Origin of the sequence: Novosphingobium sp., assembly GCF_040079535.1 — a bacterium.
Lineage (GTDB): Bacteria > Pseudomonadota > Alphaproteobacteria > Sphingomonadales > Sphingomonadaceae > Novosphingobium.
Map to the genome: position 1 here is coordinate 14,290 of NZ_JBEBKB010000029.1, position 18,367 is coordinate 32,656.

The 18,367-nt window shown below is 60.1% G+C and carries 17 protein-coding genes and 1 pseudogene; 7 read left to right on the forward strand and 11 right to left on the reverse strand.

All coding sequences use genetic code 11. The features are described 5' to 3' along the window. Positions 1 to 5: 5 nt before the first annotated feature. Positions 6 to 413: a hypothetical protein gene (locus tag ABL914_RS09900; protein WP_391563016.1), complete on the forward strand. Its 408-nt coding sequence runs from the start codon at positions 6 to 8 to the stop codon at positions 411 to 413. Here the strand turns inward: ABL914_RS09900 and ABL914_RS09905 are convergent, their stop codons facing one another. From ABL914_RS09905 to ABL914_RS09940, 8 genes are all read right to left on the reverse strand, one after another. Then, positions 414 to 1,097, reverse strand: coding sequence for a glutathione S-transferase family protein (locus ABL914_RS09905; RefSeq protein WP_391563017.1), 684 nt, complete (start codon positions 1,095 to 1,097; stop codon positions 414 to 416). It lies immediately after the preceding gene. A 94-nt stretch (positions 1,098 to 1,191) separates the two neighbouring features. After that, positions 1,192 to 1,587 (reverse strand): hypothetical protein, encoded by a 396-nt coding sequence (locus tag ABL914_RS09910; protein WP_391563018.1) that lies wholly within the window; start codon positions 1,585 to 1,587, stop codon positions 1,192 to 1,194. Positions 1,588 to 1,668: 81 nt separating this feature from the next. After that, on the reverse strand, positions 1,669 to 2,217 hold the full coding sequence (locus tag ABL914_RS09915; protein ID WP_391563019.1) for a GbsR/MarR family transcriptional regulator: 549 nt from the start codon (positions 2,215 to 2,217) through the stop codon (positions 1,669 to 1,671). Between the two features lie 56 nt (positions 2,218 to 2,273). Further along, positions 2,274 to 2,933 carry a ferritin-like domain-containing protein gene (locus tag ABL914_RS09920; protein ID WP_391563020.1) on the reverse strand — a complete coding sequence of 220 codons (660 nt, stop codon included), beginning with the start codon at positions 2,931 to 2,933 and terminating at the stop codon, positions 2,274 to 2,276. Between the two features lie 6 nt (positions 2,934 to 2,939). Beyond that, positions 2,940 to 4,073, reverse strand: a complete 1,134-nt coding sequence (locus ABL914_RS09925; RefSeq protein WP_391563021.1) for an NAD(P)H-dependent flavin oxidoreductase — start codon at positions 4,071 to 4,073, stop codon at positions 2,940 to 2,942. 257 nt (positions 4,074 to 4,330) lie between these two features. Next, the gene (locus ABL914_RS09930) at positions 4,331 to 4,990 is read right to left on the reverse strand and encodes a CoA transferase subunit B (RefSeq protein WP_391563022.1); all 660 of its coding nucleotides are present in this window, start codon (positions 4,988 to 4,990) and stop codon (positions 4,331 to 4,333) included. Then, on the reverse strand, positions 4,990 to 5,715 hold the full coding sequence (locus ABL914_RS09935) for a CoA transferase subunit A (protein WP_391563023.1): 726 nt from the start codon (positions 5,713 to 5,715) through the stop codon (positions 4,990 to 4,992). The genes ABL914_RS09930 and ABL914_RS09935 overlap by 1 nt, the downstream gene beginning before the upstream one ends. A 98-nt stretch (positions 5,716 to 5,813) precedes the next feature. Next, positions 5,814 to 6,470: an HAD-IA family hydrolase gene (locus tag ABL914_RS09940; RefSeq protein WP_391563024.1), complete on the reverse strand. Its 657-nt coding sequence runs from the start codon at positions 6,468 to 6,470 to the stop codon at positions 5,814 to 5,816. Between the two features lie 130 nt (positions 6,471 to 6,600). Between ABL914_RS09940 and ABL914_RS09945 the strand changes: the two genes are divergently transcribed. Next, positions 6,601 to 7,383 carry a universal stress protein gene (locus ABL914_RS09945; protein WP_391563025.1) on the forward strand — a complete coding sequence of 261 codons (783 nt, stop codon included), beginning with the start codon at positions 6,601 to 6,603 and terminating at the stop codon, positions 7,381 to 7,383. 167 nt (positions 7,384 to 7,550) lie between these two features. On the opposite strand, the gene ABL914_RS09950 is transcribed toward ABL914_RS09945, so the two are convergent. After that, entirely contained in the window at positions 7,551 to 9,362 is a 1,812-nt protein-coding gene (locus ABL914_RS09950) for a hypothetical protein (RefSeq protein WP_391563026.1), read from the reverse strand. A 131-nt stretch (positions 9,363 to 9,493) separates the two neighbouring features. Here ABL914_RS09950 and ABL914_RS09955 point away from each other — a divergent pair, with 131 nt between their 5' ends. From ABL914_RS09955 to ABL914_RS09965, 3 genes are all read left to right on the forward strand, one after another. Further along, entirely contained in the window at positions 9,494 to 11,794 is a 2,301-nt protein-coding gene (locus ABL914_RS09955; RefSeq protein ID WP_391563027.1) for a CDC48 family AAA ATPase, read from the forward strand. Between the two features lie 517 nt (positions 11,795 to 12,311). Beyond that, positions 12,312 to 13,241 (forward strand): IS1595 family transposase, encoded by a 930-nt coding sequence (locus ABL914_RS09960; protein WP_391563028.1) that lies wholly within the window; start codon positions 12,312 to 12,314, stop codon positions 13,239 to 13,241. Next, complete coding sequence (locus tag ABL914_RS09965; protein WP_391563029.1) at positions 13,238 to 13,411, forward strand: hypothetical protein; 174 nt, start codon at positions 13,238 to 13,240, stop codon at positions 13,409 to 13,411. The genes ABL914_RS09960 and ABL914_RS09965 overlap by 4 nt, the downstream gene beginning before the upstream one ends. 344 nt (positions 13,412 to 13,755) lie before the next feature. Here the strand turns inward: ABL914_RS09965 and ABL914_RS09970 are convergent, their stop codons facing one another. After that, positions 13,756 to 14,472, reverse strand: coding sequence for a hypothetical protein (locus ABL914_RS09970; protein WP_391563030.1), 717 nt, complete (start codon positions 14,470 to 14,472; stop codon positions 13,756 to 13,758). Between the two features lie 67 nt (positions 14,473 to 14,539). On the opposite strand from ABL914_RS09970, the pseudogene ABL914_RS09975 reads away from it, so the two are divergent. Further along, positions 14,540 to 14,830 (forward strand): annotated as a pseudogene (locus ABL914_RS09975) (DUF4145 domain-containing protein); the annotation flags it as partial. An 87-nt stretch (positions 14,831 to 14,917) separates the two neighbouring features. Here ABL914_RS09975 and polA read toward each other — a convergent pair. Continuing rightward, a complete protein-coding gene (polA, locus tag ABL914_RS09980) occupies positions 14,918 to 17,770 on the reverse strand; it encodes a DNA polymerase I (protein ID WP_391563031.1) in 2,853 nt (950 codons plus the stop codon). 266 nt (positions 17,771 to 18,036) lie between these two features. On the opposite strand from polA, the gene ABL914_RS09985 reads away from it, so the two are divergent. Continuing rightward, positions 18,037 to 18,367, forward strand: a 331-nt coding sequence (locus tag ABL914_RS09985; protein WP_391563032.1) for a hypothetical protein, incomplete at its 3' end; no start/stop codon positions are given.

Sequence of the window (18,367 nt, forward strand, 5' to 3'; positions counted from 1 at the left end):
AGGCCATGACCACGCGCCGCAAAGTTCGCATTCTGCGCTTGTCCTGGCCGGTTGAACCAGGAACCTTTGCCGCGCTGCTAAACGGCGGCGCGGCCGCGCTTGAAGCAGATCCATGGTTTGCGCGGCTGCTGGGCCATTTGCGCGCCAGCAATCCACTGGGCGATTTCGGGCACTATCAGGCTGTCGCCGAAGTTGCCCCCTGCTGGGAATTGTTCAAACCTGCCGCAAGCGCCCAACCCACTCTTGGTGAGCCGGGCGAAACCCAGGTTTCAACCAATCTGATGGTGACCATTCACGTGCCGTTCGAAACCCCGGACGACCTGTTTGAAGGCCTGCTTAGCACCCTGGTAGCAGAACATCCCTGGGAAGTTCCGGTGATTGAGCTTAGCGAGGCTGAACTGCTGGTGCGCTGATCAGGCTGAACGATAATCCGCCGTGATCGCTCCGCAGGCGGCCAGTTCCTCTTCATGCCCGATCTCGCGCCAGTCTTCGGCCAAGGCGGCGGCTTCCCATTCCAGCATCGCCGGGTGGGCCAGCACGTGATCCACCCAGGCCTGCCCTTTTCCGACATCGAGCCCATAGGTGCGGATCCGGAACGCGACAGGTGCATAAAACGCATCGGCAGCGCAAAAATCTGAACCGGCCAGCCAAGGCCCGCCGAACCGATCAAGCCCCGTTTCAAAAATCTCGCGCAGGCGGGTCACGTTGCGCTTCAGCGGGTCGCTCATCGGCTTGGGCTGTACCCGAACCCCCACGTTCATCGTACAATCATTGCGCAGCGGACCGAACCCGCCGTGCATTTCGCACACTGCCCCCTGGGCAAATATTCGCGCCTCTCCATCCTTCGGCCACACCCCGTCATGCCGCTCGGCCAGATAGAGCGCGATCCCCAGCGAATCCGCGATAACCCCGCCACCATCGATCAACACCGGCACCTGGCCGGTTGGGGAGAACGCACGGAAATCAGCGTAATTATCGGGTTTGGCGAATGGTTCCAGCCGGTCCTCAAACGCAATGCCCAGCGCTTTCATCAGCAGCCAAGGGCGCAGGCTCCAGCTTGAATAGTTCCGGTTGGCGGTAATCAGGGTGTAGGTCATGCCGCATGCTATGGCCGGGCCAGTCCCCCGGGGCAAGCCGGGAACGGCAAACGACGGCCCCCGCAGGAGCCGCCGCAATCCCGGTCAGGCCAAATCAGCGCGGTGGGCTGGCCGGAACCGGGTGGACCGCGATCTGGCCTTCGCGCAGCCAGCTGGCAACCTTGCGCCCGAATTTGGCGATCGCGTTCATATTGAAGAAATGCATCGCGCCCAGCACCACCACGGCCAGGCCGATCTTGCTGCTGAGAAAGCGGATTGCCTCGGGCATGGTCGTAGGCTCGGTGCCAAATTGCAGCGTCAGCAGAATGAAGCCCAGGTTCATCAGATAGAACCCGACAACCAGCAGGTGATTGGTCGATCTGGCCAACACCTCATCATGCCCAAAGCATTCGACCAGAAACACCTCGCCGTTCTTCGAAAGCGTGCGGGCCACCCAGATGGTCAATCCAATGGTGACGGTGAGATAGATCGCGTAGGCAAAAGTAATCATCTATACCTCCTGTTATTTCTGAAACTTCAGAAATCAATGCACAAGCGTGTTTGGCATGGAGCGTTCTCCCGCATTTTGCTGTCAGGGTTTGGTGGACTTTCCGGGGATCAGTCTGGCGACTTTGCCGCCCAGCTTCATCAGCGTAACCAGGGTCGATTTGGGCAAGCGGCGAACTTCCTCATACCACCCGCCAAGCGTACCGATGAATTCGTGCATCCGCCCGATCCGTTCACGGATGTGGGCTGGAACATCGCTGCGCCCATCAAGCTGCGCGGCGAGGTCTCCCAGCAAGGCGATGGTCGGATCAATCTCGCGGCGCTTGCGCTCTGCGGCAATCCGCAGCAGCATTTCCCACAGGTCAGCTTCGGCAACAAAGTGATCGCGCCGATCGCCCTGAACGTGGGTCCGCCTGATGATCCCATAGCCCTGAAGCTCTTTCAGCCCGTTCGAGACGTTGGAGCGGGCCAGGCCCAGGACCGTGCTGATCTGTTCGGCATGGAGCGGCCGATCGGCCAGATAGAGCAAGGCGTGGATCTGGCTGACAGAGCGGTTGACCCCCCACTGGCTGCCCATTTCACCCCAGTGAAGGATGAAGGCGCGAACCTCTGGAATGTTGAACAGGGTGGTCATTTCGAATCATCTTCTATTTCTGTAATTTCAGAAATTACGTGAATGACATGCCGATGTCAAGCCGGCATTTGCGCTGCCTGATCAGGCCAATGCGCCATCCGCTCGCGTTCGGCATCAAGGAACAGCGCAGGCAATTTGGCCAGGATCAGAACCTTGTGGATGCACCAGTCTGCCGCCCGCTCGTTCCACTTCGCGGTTACCCGGCCCTGCTGCAAGAGCCAGCGCTGATACGGCAGAAAGTGATCAGGCTCATCGAGGTGGATGATCTCGAAAATTTTGCGCAGCACCGGATCGGCGCGGACCATCGGGCTTTGAAGCAAGGTTTCAACCTGGCGAAAGCCGCGCTGCTCGGTAAGCATGATCACCCGGCAAAGCTGTTCGAACTGATCCGCGCTGGTAACAATTGCAGCGGTATCAAGCTGATCGATCGTGCAGCCAAACACCCAATGGATAAACCGATCGATATGGCCAACGCCGGTATCGACCCGCAGCGGCATCCGGCCCTGACGCTCGAACCAGCGCTTGAACATCAGGTAATGCTTGCGCTCGTCAGCACGATGTTTGGTCACCTCAGCGATGAATTCGATCTCTAGCGGGCAACGCGCCCGGACCGCCTCCAGCACCCGATCAAGCGAGGTGTAGCCGCGAAATTCGTTGTAAAGATAAACCGAGGCCAGCACATCGCGGTAGCGGTCGGCAAAAGCCTTGGTGGGCATGCATTGCTACTCCAGCATCGCGGTCAGCCCTAGCACCGCCTCGGCAAATTCCTCGCGAAAATCCTGTACCACGGCCTTGGCGCCGCGGACCTGATCGATCAGGCCAACGCCCTGCCCGACAAAATAGCTGACCAGATCGCGGGCATCCTGATTGCCGTTTATCACCGCGTTCTCAATCCGGCGAAAGGCGGGTTCGGAAACCATTCCCATCAAAGGCATCGGCAGCGCGCCAGGTCCATCGGAGCCGTCCCAGGCTTCGTGCCAGCCAGTTTTCAGTTGCCGGGCAGGTTTGCCGGTGCGGCTTTTGGAACGAACGGTATCGCGGCTGCGCGCGGCCACCATCTTGTCGCGGAAGGCCTCGCTGGTTTCAGCCTCAGGCGTTGCCAGCCAGACCGATCCGGTCCATGCGCCAACTGCCCCCGCAGCCATCATCCCGGCCATTTGCCCGCCGGTCATGATCCCGCCGGCAGCAAGCACGGGAATGTCATGTCCTGCCGCTTTCAGCGCGCGGACCACCTCAGGGATCAGCACCAGGGTTGATACCTCGCCGCAGTGGCCGCCGGCTTCGGTGCCCTGGGCCACGATTATATCAACCCCGGCCGCAGCCTGGCGCAGCGCGTGTTCCTTGGCGCCAACCAGCGCCGCAACTGGCACCCCGCGCTGCTTGCCCGCTTCGATCATCCGCGGTGGGGCGATCCCCAGCGCATTGGCGATCAGCTTGATCGGATGGCGAAACGCAACTTCCATCTGGGCATATCCGTTTTCGGGCGTGATCCCGGCGCGGCCTTCAAAATGGACCACGTCTTCTGGCGAAACTGCCACGCCATATTTGCCCAGCAGATCGGCGGTGAACCGGCGGTGCTCGGGCGATATTGCCGCGGCGCGCTGTTCGTTGCTGGCGAAATCGGCCACCCGCGGATCAACCGTTTCTGGCACCAATACATCAACCCCGTATGCCGCACCGTCGATATGCTCATCGATCCAGGCCAGCTCTTCCTCAAGCTGTTCAGGGGTAAAGCGGGTTGCCCCTAGCACGCCGAACCCACCGGTCTTGCTTACCGCCACCACAACATCGCGGCAGTGGCTGAAAGCGAACAGCGGAAATTCGCACCCGGTCAGGCGGCAGACCTTATTGTCCATGATTCTCTCCTCAAGCGGAGCCGATCATGGCGGGGCCGGTTGGAGGCGGCAATAGTGCTTCGTGTCCACCCTGCCCTTCATTGCCATCCCCGTGCTTTTTTCGTCATCCCCGCGCTTCTTTCGTCATCCCCGCGCTTCTTTCGTCATCCCCGCGCAGGCGGGGACCCAGGGCTGGCCAACACTGGGTCCCCGCCTGCGCGGGGATGACGATGAAGGGAAAAAATGCCGATAGGATTGCCGATGAATGCCGATGAAACCTAGCTGACGTAATGCGCAGTGGTCCTGGCCTTGACCTCTTCCGCCGACACCCCGGGGGCCAGTTCGATCAGTTTGAACGGGCTTTGGTGATCGGCGCGCTGGAACACCGCCAGATCGGTGATCACCATATCGACGACGTTGCGCCCCGTTAGCGGCAAGGTGCAGGCCGGGATGAATTTGGGACTGCCATCCTTGGCGCAGTGTTCCATCACCACGATGATCTTCTTGACGCCTGCAACCAGATCCATCGCCCCGCCCATGCCCTTGATCATCTTGCCGGGCACCATCCAGTTGGCGATATCTCCGTTTTCAGCCACTTCCATCGCGCCCAGCACGGTCAGATCGATCTTGCCGCCGCGGATCATCGCAAAGCTGGCGGCGCTGTCGAAATAGGCCGAATGCGGCAGCTCGCTAATCGTCTGCTTGCCGGCGTTGATCAGATCGGCGTCGATCTCGTCCTCAGTCGGAAACGGGCCGATCCCCAGCATGCCGTTTTCCGATTGCAGCGTAACCGTCATACCCTGGGGCACATGGTTGGCCACCAGTGTCGGGATGCCGATCCCCAGGTTCACATAGTAACCGTCACGCAATTCCTGCGCGGCGCGGGCCGCCATCTGATCGCGGGTCCAGCCCTGGGCGATATGGTCATGCCTGGTCATCAGCCTACATCCGTGGTGCGAGTGGTGCGGAATTCGATTTTCTTGTCATAGGGGCTGCCGTTGAACAGCCGGTGGACATAGACGCCGGGCAGGTGGATTGCATCGGGATCAAGGCTGCCCGGTTCGACAATCTCTTCCACTTCAACCACACAAATCTTGCCGCACTGGGCAGCGGGCACGTTGAAATTGCGCGCGGTCTTGCGGAACACGACGTTGCCGGTGGTGTCAGCCTTCCACGCCTTGACCAGCGCCAGATCGGCAAAAATGCCAGCTTCGAGGATATATTCCTCCTTGACGCCATTTGGGCCGCCAAACTGTTTGGTTTCCTTGCCCTCTGCCACCAGAGTGCCAACCCCGGTCTTGGTGTAGAACCCCGGAATTCCGGCCCCGCCAGCGCGCATCCGTTCGGCCAGCGTGCCTTGCGGACAAAATTCCACCTCAAGTTCGCCCGACAGGTACTGGCGTTCGAACTCCTTGTTCTCCCCCACATAGCTGGCCATCATTTTCCTGACCTGCCGGGTCCGCAGCAGCTTGCCGATCCCTTCGCCATCGATCCCGGCGTTGTTGGAAACGAAGGTCAGATCCTTCACCCCGCTATCGCGCAGCGCATCAAGCAATCGTTCGGGAATGCCGCACAGGCCAAAGCCGCCGCTGGCGATCAGCATGCCGTCCTTCAGCAACCCATCAAGGGCCGATGCGGCATCGGGGTAAATCTTCTGGGCCATGGATGCTCCCTGATTTGGCGTCGCGCGGGGCTAGGCAGACAGGCCGGCCAAGGCAACTGCAAGATTTGCCCGCACGCTTGCACGGAATGCAATCAAGTTCAGCCCAGTTCAAGCCCCAGCAGCGCGGAAAGATCAGCCAACGCCTGATCGCCGCTGGTAACCTTGATCGCCGCCATCCCCAACATGGCCGCCGGTTTGCAGTTGATCCCCAGATCATCAAGATAGATGCACTGCGCCGGTTCCAGCCCCAGATGTTCGCACATCATCATGTAGATCCTGGGATCGGGCTTTCGCACGCCAGCCTTGCTGCTTTCGATCACGTGTTCAAAACGCGCGAAAACCTGTTCGTAGGCGTCTCGCGCATCGCCGCTGCGGGCCATCCCGGCGCCGTGCCCGGCTGGGACATTGTTGGTGATGCAGGCCAGCCGGTATCCGGCATCGGCCAATTGGCCCAGCGCAGTGACCATCGCCGGGCGGATCGCGCCTGAAAGCACCGCCAGCACTGCGCGGCCTTCCAGCCGGTGCCCCATCGCCTCGGCCTCGGCCTCAAACAGCACATCAAAATGCCGCGCGTCGATCTCGGCGCGTTCAAACCGGGCCCAAGCGTTGTCATGCGGGTTGGCGGCGTTGACGCTGCGGATGAAGTCGACCGGCAAGGCGCGGTCTTCTTCCAGCCGGTTAAAGGCTTCGAACGGCGATGAAGTGATCACCCCGCCAAAATCGAAAATCACCGCCTTGAACTGCCGATCGCCCACCCTGCCACTCCCTTGCTGGTGCCGCGCCGCAGTGGCGCATCGCAGGGATCGGGGCAAGTGCGCCAATTGACTCAGGTCATGGTCAAATGTGCCAAACAGGCCCAGTATCATTGCTGAAGGGAGACGCGTCATGCGTTCGATTCTGGTTCAGACAGGCCGCGATCCGCTCAATGCAATCAGGCTTGATACCGCAATGAATGTGGCCCGCGCACGCGGAGGGCACGTTACCTTGCTGATCGATACCCCGGTGGATCGGTACATCACGGCTGATCCTTACGGCGGCACTTTCATCGCGCGTGAGGCGCTGGATGCCGCCGTGGCCGACGATGATGCCCTGGCCGAGCTGTTCGAAGGGCGCCTGGCCAACGACGATGTGCCGTTTGACGTGATCAAGTTTGAAACCAACCCGCTTGAAGCGATGATCAGCGGCTCCAGACTATCCGATCTGATCGTGGTTTCGCGGACCTGCGGCTATGCCGGCGATCTGGCGGTAGAGGGCAATGCCCCGGTGCTGGTGCTGGGCAACGTGCCGCTGGCCATGCCGTTGGCCAGCGCCTGCATCGCCTGGGACGGCGGTACCGAAGCCGCGCTGGCGCTGCGCAGCGCCGTGCCGCTATTGGCCGATTGCGCGCGGGTGGCTGTCCTGACCGTCAGCGATGAAGCGGCAAGCGGATTTCCGCCCACAGATGCCCTGCGCTATCTTGCCCGGCACGGAATCAAGGCTGAATTGACCGTGCTGACCAAGACCGATTCGGTTGAGGAAACCCTTGCCGCCGAAGCCCGGCAGCAAGGCGCGCAGTTGCTGGTGATGGGGGCCTACAGCCACAGCCGGGTCCGCGAATTCCTGTTTGGCGGAGTGACCCGCTATTTCATTGAGGACGCCGATGGACCGGCGCTGCTGTTGGCGCATTGATCGATCCGCCTTGAGCAGAGCTGAACAGCAGTTGCATATTATGCAACATTCAATGATCTTTTCGCACTTGCACAAAATGCGGCACTGCACCATTTAGAGCATGCCTTTTCAGGCATCCTCTCCCAAAACTTCATAAGGCCCGGACGGCAACGTCCGGGCCCTTTTTTTCAGGTTTGAAGCAAAGCGGCCTTCGCCAGCACATCCGAAAGGTTGGCATTGCGGGCTTCCAGCTTGACCAGGCTCAACTCCAGCTCACGCACCCGGATCGCTTGTAAGTCCAGCCCGACCTGCTGGGTCGCCCAGGCCATGTTGTCGATCTCGTCGGGGCGATAGTCTTCGCCCGTCGGTTTGGGGCCGAGCAGCACGAAGCCCGCGAGCGCGGCCTGATGCATCATCGGCAGTGCGAGGGCAGCGTCGAGCGGGGAGCTGACCTCAGTGGGGACAACCGGGCCCTGCTCGGCGCGCATGGCGGCGAGGGCGGGATCGTCGGCGTCAATCGTGCCGCCCGCTGCGCTGGCATAGTGACCCTCCGGCGTTCGGGCATAGAGCGAAGCCGAAGCCCCGCCCGAAAACCGCACCAGCTCTGCCGTGAAGTTCCCCGCCAGCGCTTCGGGCTTCTCAACATGCGCCGCCGCCGCCACAAAGCGCTTCAGCGCCGCCTCGTTGACTTGCCATTTGTGGAAGAACACCCGCTCGATCGCGTGCTCGACCTTATGGTGAATACGGTTGAAGGTCAGGTAAAGCCCGACCGCGATCAGCGCGCTGAGATAGACGCTGCCGCCATACCAGACCTTGGGAATCGCCTGCTTGATCGCCCATTCGATCAGCGCAAAGCTGACCAGCAGCAACACCCCGATCGCGCCAAACACCAAAGTCCGGTTCACCGCAAAGCCCAGATCGAACAGCTTGTGGCGGAGGACTGCATAGGCGAGCAGGCTGGGGGCGATCAGGCCCTGCATAACTGTATTGAAAGCGAACAGGCCAAAACTGGTGTCCGTTCCGAAAATTGCCCCAGTCCGCATTGCGTCCCACGAATTCAACAAGGCAGCAAATAGATAGGCGGACAGAGCAAAGATGATCAAAGCGATGCGATTGCGCTCAACTGCTGAACCCCTGCGCCACGCTGCGACCAGATAGAGGATGGCGACCAAAATGTTGGTCGACATCAGCAATGGCATGTAGGCGAAACCGCCAGCCCAAATCATGTATTCAGACAGCCAGAGGCGATCCCAGCTGGAAGCCGTCAGGCTGACAAGGCACCAGACGAACCAGATATTGAACAGCCGCCAATGCCAACGCGGCAGGGCTCCGCCCTGCTGTTCGAACATCTTGAACGCAAAAGGAATGAGCATGGCCACGGCGGCGGAAAATAGAGTGAGCAACCACCACATAGGGGCTGCGAGCACGGCATCGGCTGCCCAAGCTGGCTGAAGCGCCCCGCCACGCCCAATCGCTGAGAGCGAAGAACCGAGCAACATCGCCGCCGGGTTGCCCCAGCCGCGCCACAATACGAAACAACCGACCACCATCGAGATGATCGCCGCGAGCAAATTTGCAACGCGAAGCTTATCGATTTTCGCCTGTTCATGGCCTTCAGGCAATACCGCGATGATGACGTGATTCTCTGAACGAACACCGCCCCGATCCAGCGTGAAATTGACCCTTTCTCCTACACCGGGTCGAATCAGGTATTGATAACTCGGATCGGTTCGCACGAAATCACCATTGCGGATTCCGGCTTTGGCATAGTGACCGACGGGGTCCACTTCGATCATCTTGCCAAACCCGGCAGGCGCGTTGGGATCGGAAATCGGCCTGCCCGCAGGAAATGGGGCTTCCCCAAACAGGCCAGCGCGAAAGGCCGCGCTATCAACCATTACCGTCATGCGGTTGCCGATCATCAGCACCAGCACCGCGATCAGCAGCACCTGCTGCCAGCGCGGCCAGTTGAGCTTTGCCGATTCGGCGCGGTTAGCCATGGATTCCCCCGGTTCAGCTGCGCCCGAAGCGAAGGTGGCAGAAAATCGGGCATTTGCAATCGTGCCGCGCAGTTCCTAGCTTCCCCTCTCGGCACAAGGCCGGAAGATTCGAACTACGGAAAGCGGGCACGATGGCCGAAGCCAAGGAAAAGTCACTGAAACTACAGGTTGCCGCCGCCCGGCAGGAGGAAAGCGGCAATGGCTTTGCCCGGCTGCCGCGCTCAGCACTGTCCGCGCTGGGGGTAACCGAGGGCGATGTGGTGGAAATCGAGGGCAAGCGCGCCACCGTTGCGCGGGTTCAGGCGCCATACCCCGAGGACGAGGGGCTCGACGTAATCCGCCTTGATGGGCTGCAGCGCGCCAATGCCGAAGTCGGATCGGGCGATCACGTCCAGGTTCGCAAGGTGGAAAGCAAGGCTGCCAGCCGGGTGGTGTTTGCCCCGGCCCAGCGCGAGATCCGCCTGCAAGGGCCAGGCGAGGCGCTGAAGCGCAATTTCCTGGGTCGCACGCTGGTGGCGGGTGATCTGGTTGCCACCGCCGGGCAGCAGCAGGTCCGTGATATGCCGCCCGAAATCGCGCGGATGTTCAACGCGCCGGCCTTCGCACTTACCCAGATCCGCCTGACCGTGGTTTCAACCGTGCCCAAAGGCGTGGTCCACATTGACGAGAACACCGAAATCGAACTGCGTGAGGAGTTTGAGGAAGCGCGCGGCAGCCGCGGCGATGTCAACTATGATGACGTTGGCGGGATGGGCGATACGATCCAGCAGCTGCGCGAAATGGTGGAATTGCCGCTGCGCTATCCCGAACTGTTTACCCGCCTTGGCGTTGATCCGCCCAAGGGGGTGCTGCTGCACGGGCCGCCGGGCACCGGCAAGACCCGGCTGGCCCGCGCGGTGGCCAACGAAAGCGAAGCCAACTTCTTCACGATCAACGGGCCTGAAATCATGGGCAGCGCATACGGCGAAAGCGAGCGCCGCCTGCGCGAGGTGTTTGAGGAAGCGGAAAAGGCCGCACCATCGATCGTGTTCATTGACGAGATCGATTCGATCGCGCCCAAGCGTTCGGGCACCCCTGGCGAGGCTGAGAAGCGGCTGGTTGCCCAGCTGCTGACCTTGATGGACGGTCTGGGTAGCGGCTCTAACATCGTGGTGATTGCCGCCACCAATCGCCCCGATGCGATCGACGAAGCGCTGCGTCGCCCCGGCCGGTTTGATCGTGAGATTGTGGTTGGCGTACCCGATGAGAAGGGCCGCCGCGAAATCCTCGGGATCCACACTCGCGGGATGCCGCTGGCTGAAGGCGTCGATCTGGATGAGCTATCGCGCACCACCCACGGATTTGTCGGGGCGGATCTGGGCGCCTTGGCGCGTGAGGCTGCGATGGATGCGGTTCGCCGGATCATGCCGCAGCTCGATCTGGAAGCACAGACCATCCCGGCCGATGTACTGGAAAATCTGACCGTAACCCGCGACGATTTCCTGCTGGCGCTCAAACGGGTCCAACCATCGGCAATGCGCGAAGTGATGGTCCAGGTGCCCAATATTGGCTGGGCCGATATCGGCGGCACCGATGAAGCGCAGGAAAAGCTGAAGGAAGGGATCGAACTTCCGCTCAAGAACCCCGAGGCTTTCCGCCGGCTGGGGATCCGCCCGGCCAAGGGCTTTCTGCTCTATGGCCCGCCCGGCACCGGCAAGACCCTGCTGGCCAAGGCGGTAGCGAAGGAAAGCGAGGCCAACTTCATCTCGATCAAATCGAGCGATCTCCTCTCCAAATGGTTTGGCGAGAGCGAACAGCAGATCAGCCGGTTGTTTGCGCGCGCCCGGCAAGTTGCGCCGTGCGTGGTGTTTATCGACGAAATCGACAGCCTTGTTCCGGCGCGTGGTAGCGGGGCAAACGAACCGCAAGTTACCGCCCGCGTGGTCAACACGATCCTGGCTGAAATGGACGGGATGGAAGAGCTTTCAAGCGTGGTGGTAATCGGCGCAACCAATCGCCCGACGCTGGTCGATCCGGCCTTGCTGCGGCCCGGCCGGCTGGATGAACTGGTCTATGTCGGCACCCCCGATGCGGCGGGCCGCGCGCATATCCTGAAGATCCACACCCGTAACATGCCGCTGGCCAAAGATGTTGATCTGGGCGCAATTGCGGCCGAGGCTGAACGCTTCACCGGCGCCGATCTGGAAGACCTGACCCGCCGCGCCGGGATGAACGCCATCCGCGCGCGCGGAGCCAAAGTGAAATCGGTTTCGGGCGAAGATTTCAAGGCCGCCCTGGCAGATTCGCGCGCAACGGTTTCAGCAGAGATGGAGGCCGAATACGCCAAGATCAAAGGCGAGCTGAAGAAACGCGCTGCTGCGGTGAACCTGACCCCAATCGGGTTTGTGGCGCCAGGGATGGTGGAATCAACGCGGGGCAAGAAGCACGGGTGACGACAAGGAGAATCGTGCCCTTGCTTCGCACGTTTTGTGAAGGCAATATCTCGAACATGAAGACACTGACTCAGCCAAATGATGCATATGAAGAAGCGAATCAGGGCTATGGAATCCCGGTTGGGTTGGGAGCGCCATTTGTATGTCCACACCCTGAATGCAGAGCCTTTGCGCAGCACCAATGGGGTATCGTGAACTCACTCTCGGTCGCGCTTCCCAATAACAGCTTTGGTTCAAGAAATGCAGATAGCGACGACACTTTTGTGATGGCGAGATGCACTTCATGTTCAAGAGAATCTCTCTTCGTGAACTCGACTTTGACTTGGCCAATTCAGAGTTCGGCCCCGGCCCCAAGTGCCGATTTTCCGAGCAATTTGAAGACTGATTTCGATGAAGCTAGGATGATTTTGCCGCAGTCTCCCCGAGGGGCGGCAGCACTTCTAAGACTGGTCATACAGAAATTATGGGACTTATATACATGCTTGACCCAAACAGGAGAGCGTGCTAATCAGGCTGCATGAGCAAGAAACCCGCCATGCAGCAGTTCGATACCATCCTTCAGATGATGGCCGCGCTTCCCGATGAGCAAGCCGCGATTGACCACTTCACTGCGATCCGCTGGAGGAACGGCGCGTTCTGTCCGCATTGTCAGTCGGCCAAAGTCTATCACTTCTCCGACCAGCGCACCCACAAGTGCGGCGACTGCCGCAAGCGCTTCTCGATCAAGGTTGGCACCATCTTTGAGGACAGCAAGATCCCGCTCCGTTCGTGGATGCTGGCGATTTGGCTAATCACCTCGCACAAGAAGGGCATCGCCAGCACCCAACTCGCCAAGGATATCGGCGTCACTCAAAAGACCGCGTGGTTCATGACCCACCGGCTGCGCTACGCGATCAAAACACAGTCGTTCAATCGTCCGCTCGACGGTGAAGTTGAGGCCGACGAAACTTTCATCGGCGGCAAAGAGAAGAACAAGCACGCTTGGCAGCGCACAGGCGGCAAGCAGGGTGGCAAAGGCAAGGTTGCCGTGCTGGGGATGCTCGAACGCGGCGGCGAACTGCGCACTGGCGTCACGCCGAACCTGAGCGCGCGCAACATTCAGACAGTGATCCGTGACAACGTGAAAACCGGCGCAGCGGTCATGACTGACGAGCATGGCGCGTTCGTCGGCCTGCAAGGCGATTACAACCACCACCGGGTCAATCACACCGCTGGCGAGTATGTCCGCCACTATGTCCTGCACACCAACGGGATTGAAAGCGTGTGGGCGCTGTTCAAGCGCCAGATCGTGGGGACGCACCATTTCCTTTCACCCAAGCACCTAAACGCCTATCTTGGCGAAATGACATGGCGCTTCAATCTCCGTTCCATTAGCGAGGGCGACCGCGTGAACGCGCTGCTGGCGCAGACTGCTGGCCGCCTCACTTACAAGATGCTCAAGGCATGACTGAAAAGCGGGAGAAGCCGCTTGGGCTCGATATGCCGTTCAGCGAGGCGCTGGAACGGTTCATCGGTGTTGACCCGGCAGAGCTGCCAGAGAACGTCAAACTGCGCCAAAAAGAGGGGCCGCCGATGCGACCCCCAGGTGTTGCAAAGAAGGCTGCGCCCAAGCCTTAGCTAAGCGCTGCGGAAGTGCGCCCGGACGTGTTCGACACGTCCAAAGCGGATACGATAATACGCGCAGATGTAGACCATCGGTCCCTCCATCGCATGATGTGGGTTGCATCCGATTGGCCGTTGTGCGATTCAGGGTTTGCAGATGCTGATCGGCTCCGGCCATCGGTTCGGAAGGCCACCCTCGCGGGTGGCCTTTTCCGCATCCGGCTAACTCACGGTCCCATGTTGCGCTCCATCGGTTGCCCGGCGATCCGGGTTGATGGAGGGGTTTCCCACGGATCGTTGGCGCCGTCAGACGCAAAGGGTCAGAAACTAGTTTTCGACCTCAGGTAAACGGTCGAAAACTAGTTTTCGACCTCTCTCTGCATGGCTTCCCACAGGAGCTTTGCTCTCGCGCGAACCGCAGTTATCCCGCCGTCCTCGCCATTGATGGATAGCCAATCATGCATCGCTCGCTCAATGTCTGCTTGACGAGATGGTTCGAGAACCCCGTTGTGAATCTGGGCCAACATCGCCGCCCAAAGCCTTTCCCAATATGCTTTTGGTGGCCGCCCGCCTTTTGCTGAATCGGCCTTGCTTGGCGCAACTTTCTGGCCAGCAAGGGCCGATGCGGATCGGTTGCAAAAATCTTGGATCGTCCATGGTGCGAAGCGGACGCCCTGCAAATCAAATCCAAAAACTTCGCCCCTGGCCACTCTGCGCTCAAACTCTAGACCAGCTTCTTCAGCTTCGATGCTGTGCAGATCGAAACCATCATTCCATGGCTGCGCCTCAAAGTCTCCCGATATCCAGAAATCGTCTTTCCACGGGATAGCGCTTACGTTGGCCCATGTTCGCACCATGATCCGGTAGCAGTCAGTGGAAACTGTCATTGGCTTTTCGCAAACGATGTCGGTCGCTTTGCATCCTGCCAAGAGATCGCCATTGCGAAGCCGGGCCTTTAGCCAATTGACCGCGTGCTCCCTATCTTCAAGGCCGGCATCCATAAGCAATCGCACCGCTTGAAATGGTTCAAGCCAGCTTTGCCAAGTTGCCTCGTCGAATCCCGAATCGCCCGCCATCGTCTCGGCATTCTGCCGGATTCCTACGCTGGGTCAAACAGGTATATAGGTCCCGAAATTATTACCGCATCTTGGGGCGACGAAGAAGGAAATCAATGCAGCAATCGGAGAATTGGTTGAAAATCAGACGATAAACGCAAATCTACAAAAAGCGCTAGATAGTGTCCGCGTAATTGGAAATGAAGCGGTTCATCCCGGGACTCTCGATCTCCGAGATGATGCTTCAATGGCTCTTTCACTGTTCAACCTTGTGAATTTCATAGTTCAAAAGGGGATTACGGAGCCCAAGGAAGTGGCGGAGATTTATGCCTCGCTACCGCAATCTAAGATAGACGGCATAACTCAGCGGGATAGCTAAGTCGTTTGCTTGAGAAATGATTGAGGCGACTGCGCTAGCCTCGAATTGAAGTGATGAGCGCGGTTCGAAAACTAGATTAGTTCGATTTCAATGCGCCGCGCCCCAGCTCAGCCCGGTCCCGATCTCCACCCCTAGGGGCACACTGAGCTTCACCGCCGGTTCCGCTGCGCCCGCCATCACCGCGCGGATCACTTCGCTGGCCGCGTCCACATCGCCCTCGGGCAGTTCGAACACCAGTTCATCGTGGACCTGCAGCAACATCCGCACATGGCCCAGCCCCGCCGCCTCCAGCGCGGGCATCATCCGAATCATGGCGCGCTTGATGATGTCAGCCGAGGTGCCCTGGATCGGGGCGTTGATCGCGGCGCGCTCACTGCCCTGGCGTTCGGCCTGGTTGGGTGAGGAAATGCGCGGGAACCAGCATTTGCGGCCCAACAGGGTTTCGGAGAAGCCCTTATCGCGCACGCTGGCCAAGGTATCGTGGATATAGCGCTGGATCCCCGGGAAGCGCTGGAAATAGAGGTCGATCACGGCCTGCGCCTCGTCAGAGCTCATTCCCAGCCGTCCGGCCAGGCCCCAGCGGCTGATCCCATAGAGGATCGCGAAGTTGACCGTTTTGGCCCGGCCGCGGGTGTCGCGGTTGACCTCTCCGAACATTTCCTGCGCGGTGCGGGCGTGGATGTCCTCACCCGCAGCGAAGGCCTCTTTCAGTTCGGGTACGTCGGCCATGTGGGCGGCGAGCCGCAGTTCGATCTGGCTGTAATCGGCGGCCAGGATCACGTTGCCAGCATCCGCCACAAAGGCATGGCGAATCTGGCGGCCAATCTCGGTGCGGATCGGGATGTTCTGCAGGTTCGGCTCGGTCGATGAAAGCCGCCCGGTTTGCGCGCCGACCAGCGAATAGCTGGTGTGAACCCGCCCGGTGCGCGAGTTGATCGCCTCCTGAAGCGCCTCGGTATAGGTGGAGCGTAATTTCGATAGCTGGCGCCATTCGAGCACCTTGCTGGCTACGGCTGCGCCTTCCCCGTCGAGTCGCTCAAGCACCGACTGGTCGGTTGAATACTGCCCGGTCTTGCCCTTCTTGCCGCCCTTGTAACCCAGCTTGTCAAACAGCACTTCGCCCAGCTGCTTGGGACTGCCGATGGCAAAGGGCTGCCCGGCGAGGGCATGAATCTCAGCCTCTAGCTTGCCGATCTCCTCAGCAAAGGTGGCGGAAAGCCCGGCCAGCTTTTCACGGTCAACCTTGATACCGTGCCGCTCCATCTGGGCCACCACCGGCACCAAGGGCCGATCGACCCGTTCATAAACCCGTGTCGCGGACTCTTCAGACAGCCGCGGCTTCAGCAGCCGGTGCAGCCGCCAGGTTACTTCGGCATCTTCAGCGGCATATTCAGTTGCGCGGTCCACCGGCACTTCGGTGAATGAAATCGCCTTCTTGCCGGTGCCGCACAGCTCCTTGAAGGCCAGCGGGGTGTGGCCCAGATGCCGCCCGGAAAGCTCATCCATTCCGTGCCCGCCGCCGATCCCGTCAATCTGGCGCCCGGCATCAAGATCAAAGCTCATCACCATGGTATCGTCAATCGGGCCGACCGCGATCCCGTGCCGCGCGAGCACGTTGAGATCGTACTTGGCGTTCTGACCCACTTTTAACACCGCATCGCTTTCCAAAAGCGGTTTTAGCCGGGCAATCGCCTGATCGAGCGGAATTTGCTGCGGCTTTTCGGCAAACATATCGGTTCCGCCATGGCCCAGCGGAATATAGCAGGCCTGCCCCGCCCCGGTGGAAAGGCTGATGCCCGCCAGATCGGCGCTGATCGCGTCGAGCGCGCTGGTTTCGGTATCGAAGGCCACCAGCCTGGCGGCAAAGGCGCGTTCGATCCATGTGTCGAGCGCTTCCAGCGTCTGGACGCATTCATAGCGGCTGCGATCGATTGGTGGCAGTTCAGGCAAGGGTTGCCGGTCGCCTTTGGTGGCCACACTGACCCCGGGGGTTTCGGCCTTGGCTGGGTTGAGATCGACCTTGCGTTCGGGGCTGCCGCGCCCTTCACCCAGCCGTTTAAGCAGGCTGGTAAAGCCATGCTCCGTCAGGAAAACGCCCAGCGGATCGGGCGGGATCGCGCCCAGTTTGAAATCATCGAGCGGCAGCGGCAGCGGGCAATCTTCTTTCAATTGCACCAGCACCCGGCTCAACCGCGCCATATCAGCTTGCTCGATCAGGCTTTCCTGCATCTTTGATGGCTTCATATCCGGTGCCGCCGCCAGCACGCTTTCCAGACTGCCGTGCTCCTGGATCAGCTTGGTCGCGGTCTTGGGGCCAATCCCCCGGATACCGGGAACATTATCAGCCGAATCGCCCATCAAGGCCAGCACATCGCCGACCAGCGTTGGGGCCACCCCGAATTTCTCTTCAACCTCGGGAATGCCGATCCGCAGGTTCTTCATCGTATCGAGCATATCGATATAGCCGCCCCCACCTAGCTTATCGGCGCCATCGTGGCCAATCAACTGCATCAGATCTTTATCAGATGAAACGATCGTCACATCCCAGCCGCGCTCGGTTGCGGCGCGCGCGTAGCTGGCGATCATATCGTCCGCCTCGACATTGTCCTCCTCGATCAGCGGCAGCGAAAAGGCCCGGGTGGCGTCGCGGATCAGCGGAAACTGCGGCCTCAGATCCTCTGGCGCGGGTGGGCGGTTGGCTTTGTATTGATCGTACAGATCGTTGCGGAAACTGGTTCCGGCCTTGTCGAGCACCACCGCCAGGTGGGTGGGGCCATCGGCCTTGTTAAGGTCATCGGCCAGCTTCCACAACATCGTGGTATAGCCATAAACCGCGCCAACCGGGGTCCCTTGCGGGTTGGTAAGCGGCGGCAGGCGGTGATAGGCCCGGAAAATATAGGCCGATCCATCGACCAGATAGAGGTGCTGTTTGGCGTCCATCGGGCGGGGTTAGCAGGCCTTTGGCGCCAAGGTAAGGCGCGAATCACTTGGCTGTTTTGGCTATAACACCCCGTCATGAGGCTGCCACAATTGTCTGGAAGGATGGCAAAAGCGCAGAAATGCGCCCGTGTTGAAATAGTGCGCGACTATCGCTTGCATAGTCGCAGGAACGACATTATTTGGGCGGCGAAGTCTACCACCACGGTTGGCTTTCCGTTTGGCACTTTGCCAGGCGTGGTCCACTCGCTGATCAAGGAATACCATACATGCGCAAGATCGTTCTCGCTGCCGCTGTTGCCAGCGCCGCTCTCGCTCTGTCGGCCTGCAAGGGTAAGGAAGCTGAAGAAGCAACCGCAACCGCAGAAGCCGTTGTTTCAGACGCTGCTTCGGATGCTGCTGCCGCTGGTTCGGAAGCAGCTGTTGCTGGTGCCGACGCCGCTGGCGAAGCTGCCAAGGCTGCTGGCGACGCTGCTGCAACCGCTGGTTCGGCTGCTGCCGCTGGCGGCGAAACCTTTGATCCCCAGCGCTTTCGTTTCTGGACGTTCTACCGCACGTTCTGGTGGGCACTGGGCTGCCTGCAAATGGTCTCTTATACAC

What these genes read in the sequence shown, in the direction of transcription:
- ABL914_RS09900 (WP_391563016.1), top strand. Translation starts at nt 6, where the DNA reads ATGACCACGCGCCGCAAAGTTCGCATTCTGCGCTTGTCCTGGCCGGTT.
- ABL914_RS09945 (WP_391563025.1), top strand. Translation starts at nt 6,601, where the DNA reads ATGCGTTCGATTCTGGTTCAGACAGGCCGCGATCCGCTCAATGCAATC.
- ABL914_RS09910 (WP_391563018.1), bottom strand. Translation starts at nt 1,587, where the DNA reads ATGATTACTTTTGCCTACGCGATCTATCTCACCGTCACCATTGGATTG.
- ABL914_RS09930 (WP_391563022.1), bottom strand. Translation starts at nt 4,990, where the DNA reads ATGACCAGGCATGACCATATCGCCCAGGGCTGGACCCGCGATCAGATG.
- polA (WP_391563031.1), bottom strand. Translation starts at nt 17,770, where the DNA reads ATGGACGCCAAACAGCACCTCTATCTGGTCGATGGATCGGCCTATATT.
- ABL914_RS09915 (WP_391563019.1), bottom strand. Translation starts at nt 2,217, where the DNA reads ATGACCACCCTGTTCAACATTCCAGAGGTTCGCGCCTTCATCCTTCAC.
- ABL914_RS09905 (WP_391563017.1), bottom strand. Translation starts at nt 1,097, where the DNA reads ATGACCTACACCCTGATTACCGCCAACCGGAACTATTCAAGCTGGAGC.
- ABL914_RS09960 (WP_391563028.1), top strand. Translation starts at nt 12,312, where the DNA reads ATGAGCAAGAAACCCGCCATGCAGCAGTTCGATACCATCCTTCAGATG.
- ABL914_RS09965 (WP_391563029.1), top strand. Translation starts at nt 13,238, where the DNA reads ATGACTGAAAAGCGGGAGAAGCCGCTTGGGCTCGATATGCCGTTCAGC.
- ABL914_RS09970 (WP_391563030.1), bottom strand. Translation starts at nt 14,472, where the DNA reads ATGGCGGGCGATTCGGGATTCGACGAGGCAACTTGGCAAAGCTGGCTT.
- ABL914_RS09925 (WP_391563021.1), bottom strand. Translation starts at nt 4,073, where the DNA reads ATGGACAATAAGGTCTGCCGCCTGACCGGGTGCGAATTTCCGCTGTTC.
- ABL914_RS09935 (WP_391563023.1), bottom strand. Translation starts at nt 5,715, where the DNA reads ATGGCCCAGAAGATTTACCCCGATGCCGCATCGGCCCTTGATGGGTTG.
- ABL914_RS09920 (WP_391563020.1), bottom strand. Translation starts at nt 2,933, where the DNA reads ATGCCCACCAAGGCTTTTGCCGACCGCTACCGCGATGTGCTGGCCTCG.
- ABL914_RS09955 (WP_391563027.1), top strand. Translation starts at nt 9,494, where the DNA reads ATGGCCGAAGCCAAGGAAAAGTCACTGAAACTACAGGTTGCCGCCGCC.
- ABL914_RS09950 (WP_391563026.1), bottom strand. Translation starts at nt 9,362, where the DNA reads ATGGCTAACCGCGCCGAATCGGCAAAGCTCAACTGGCCGCGCTGGCAG.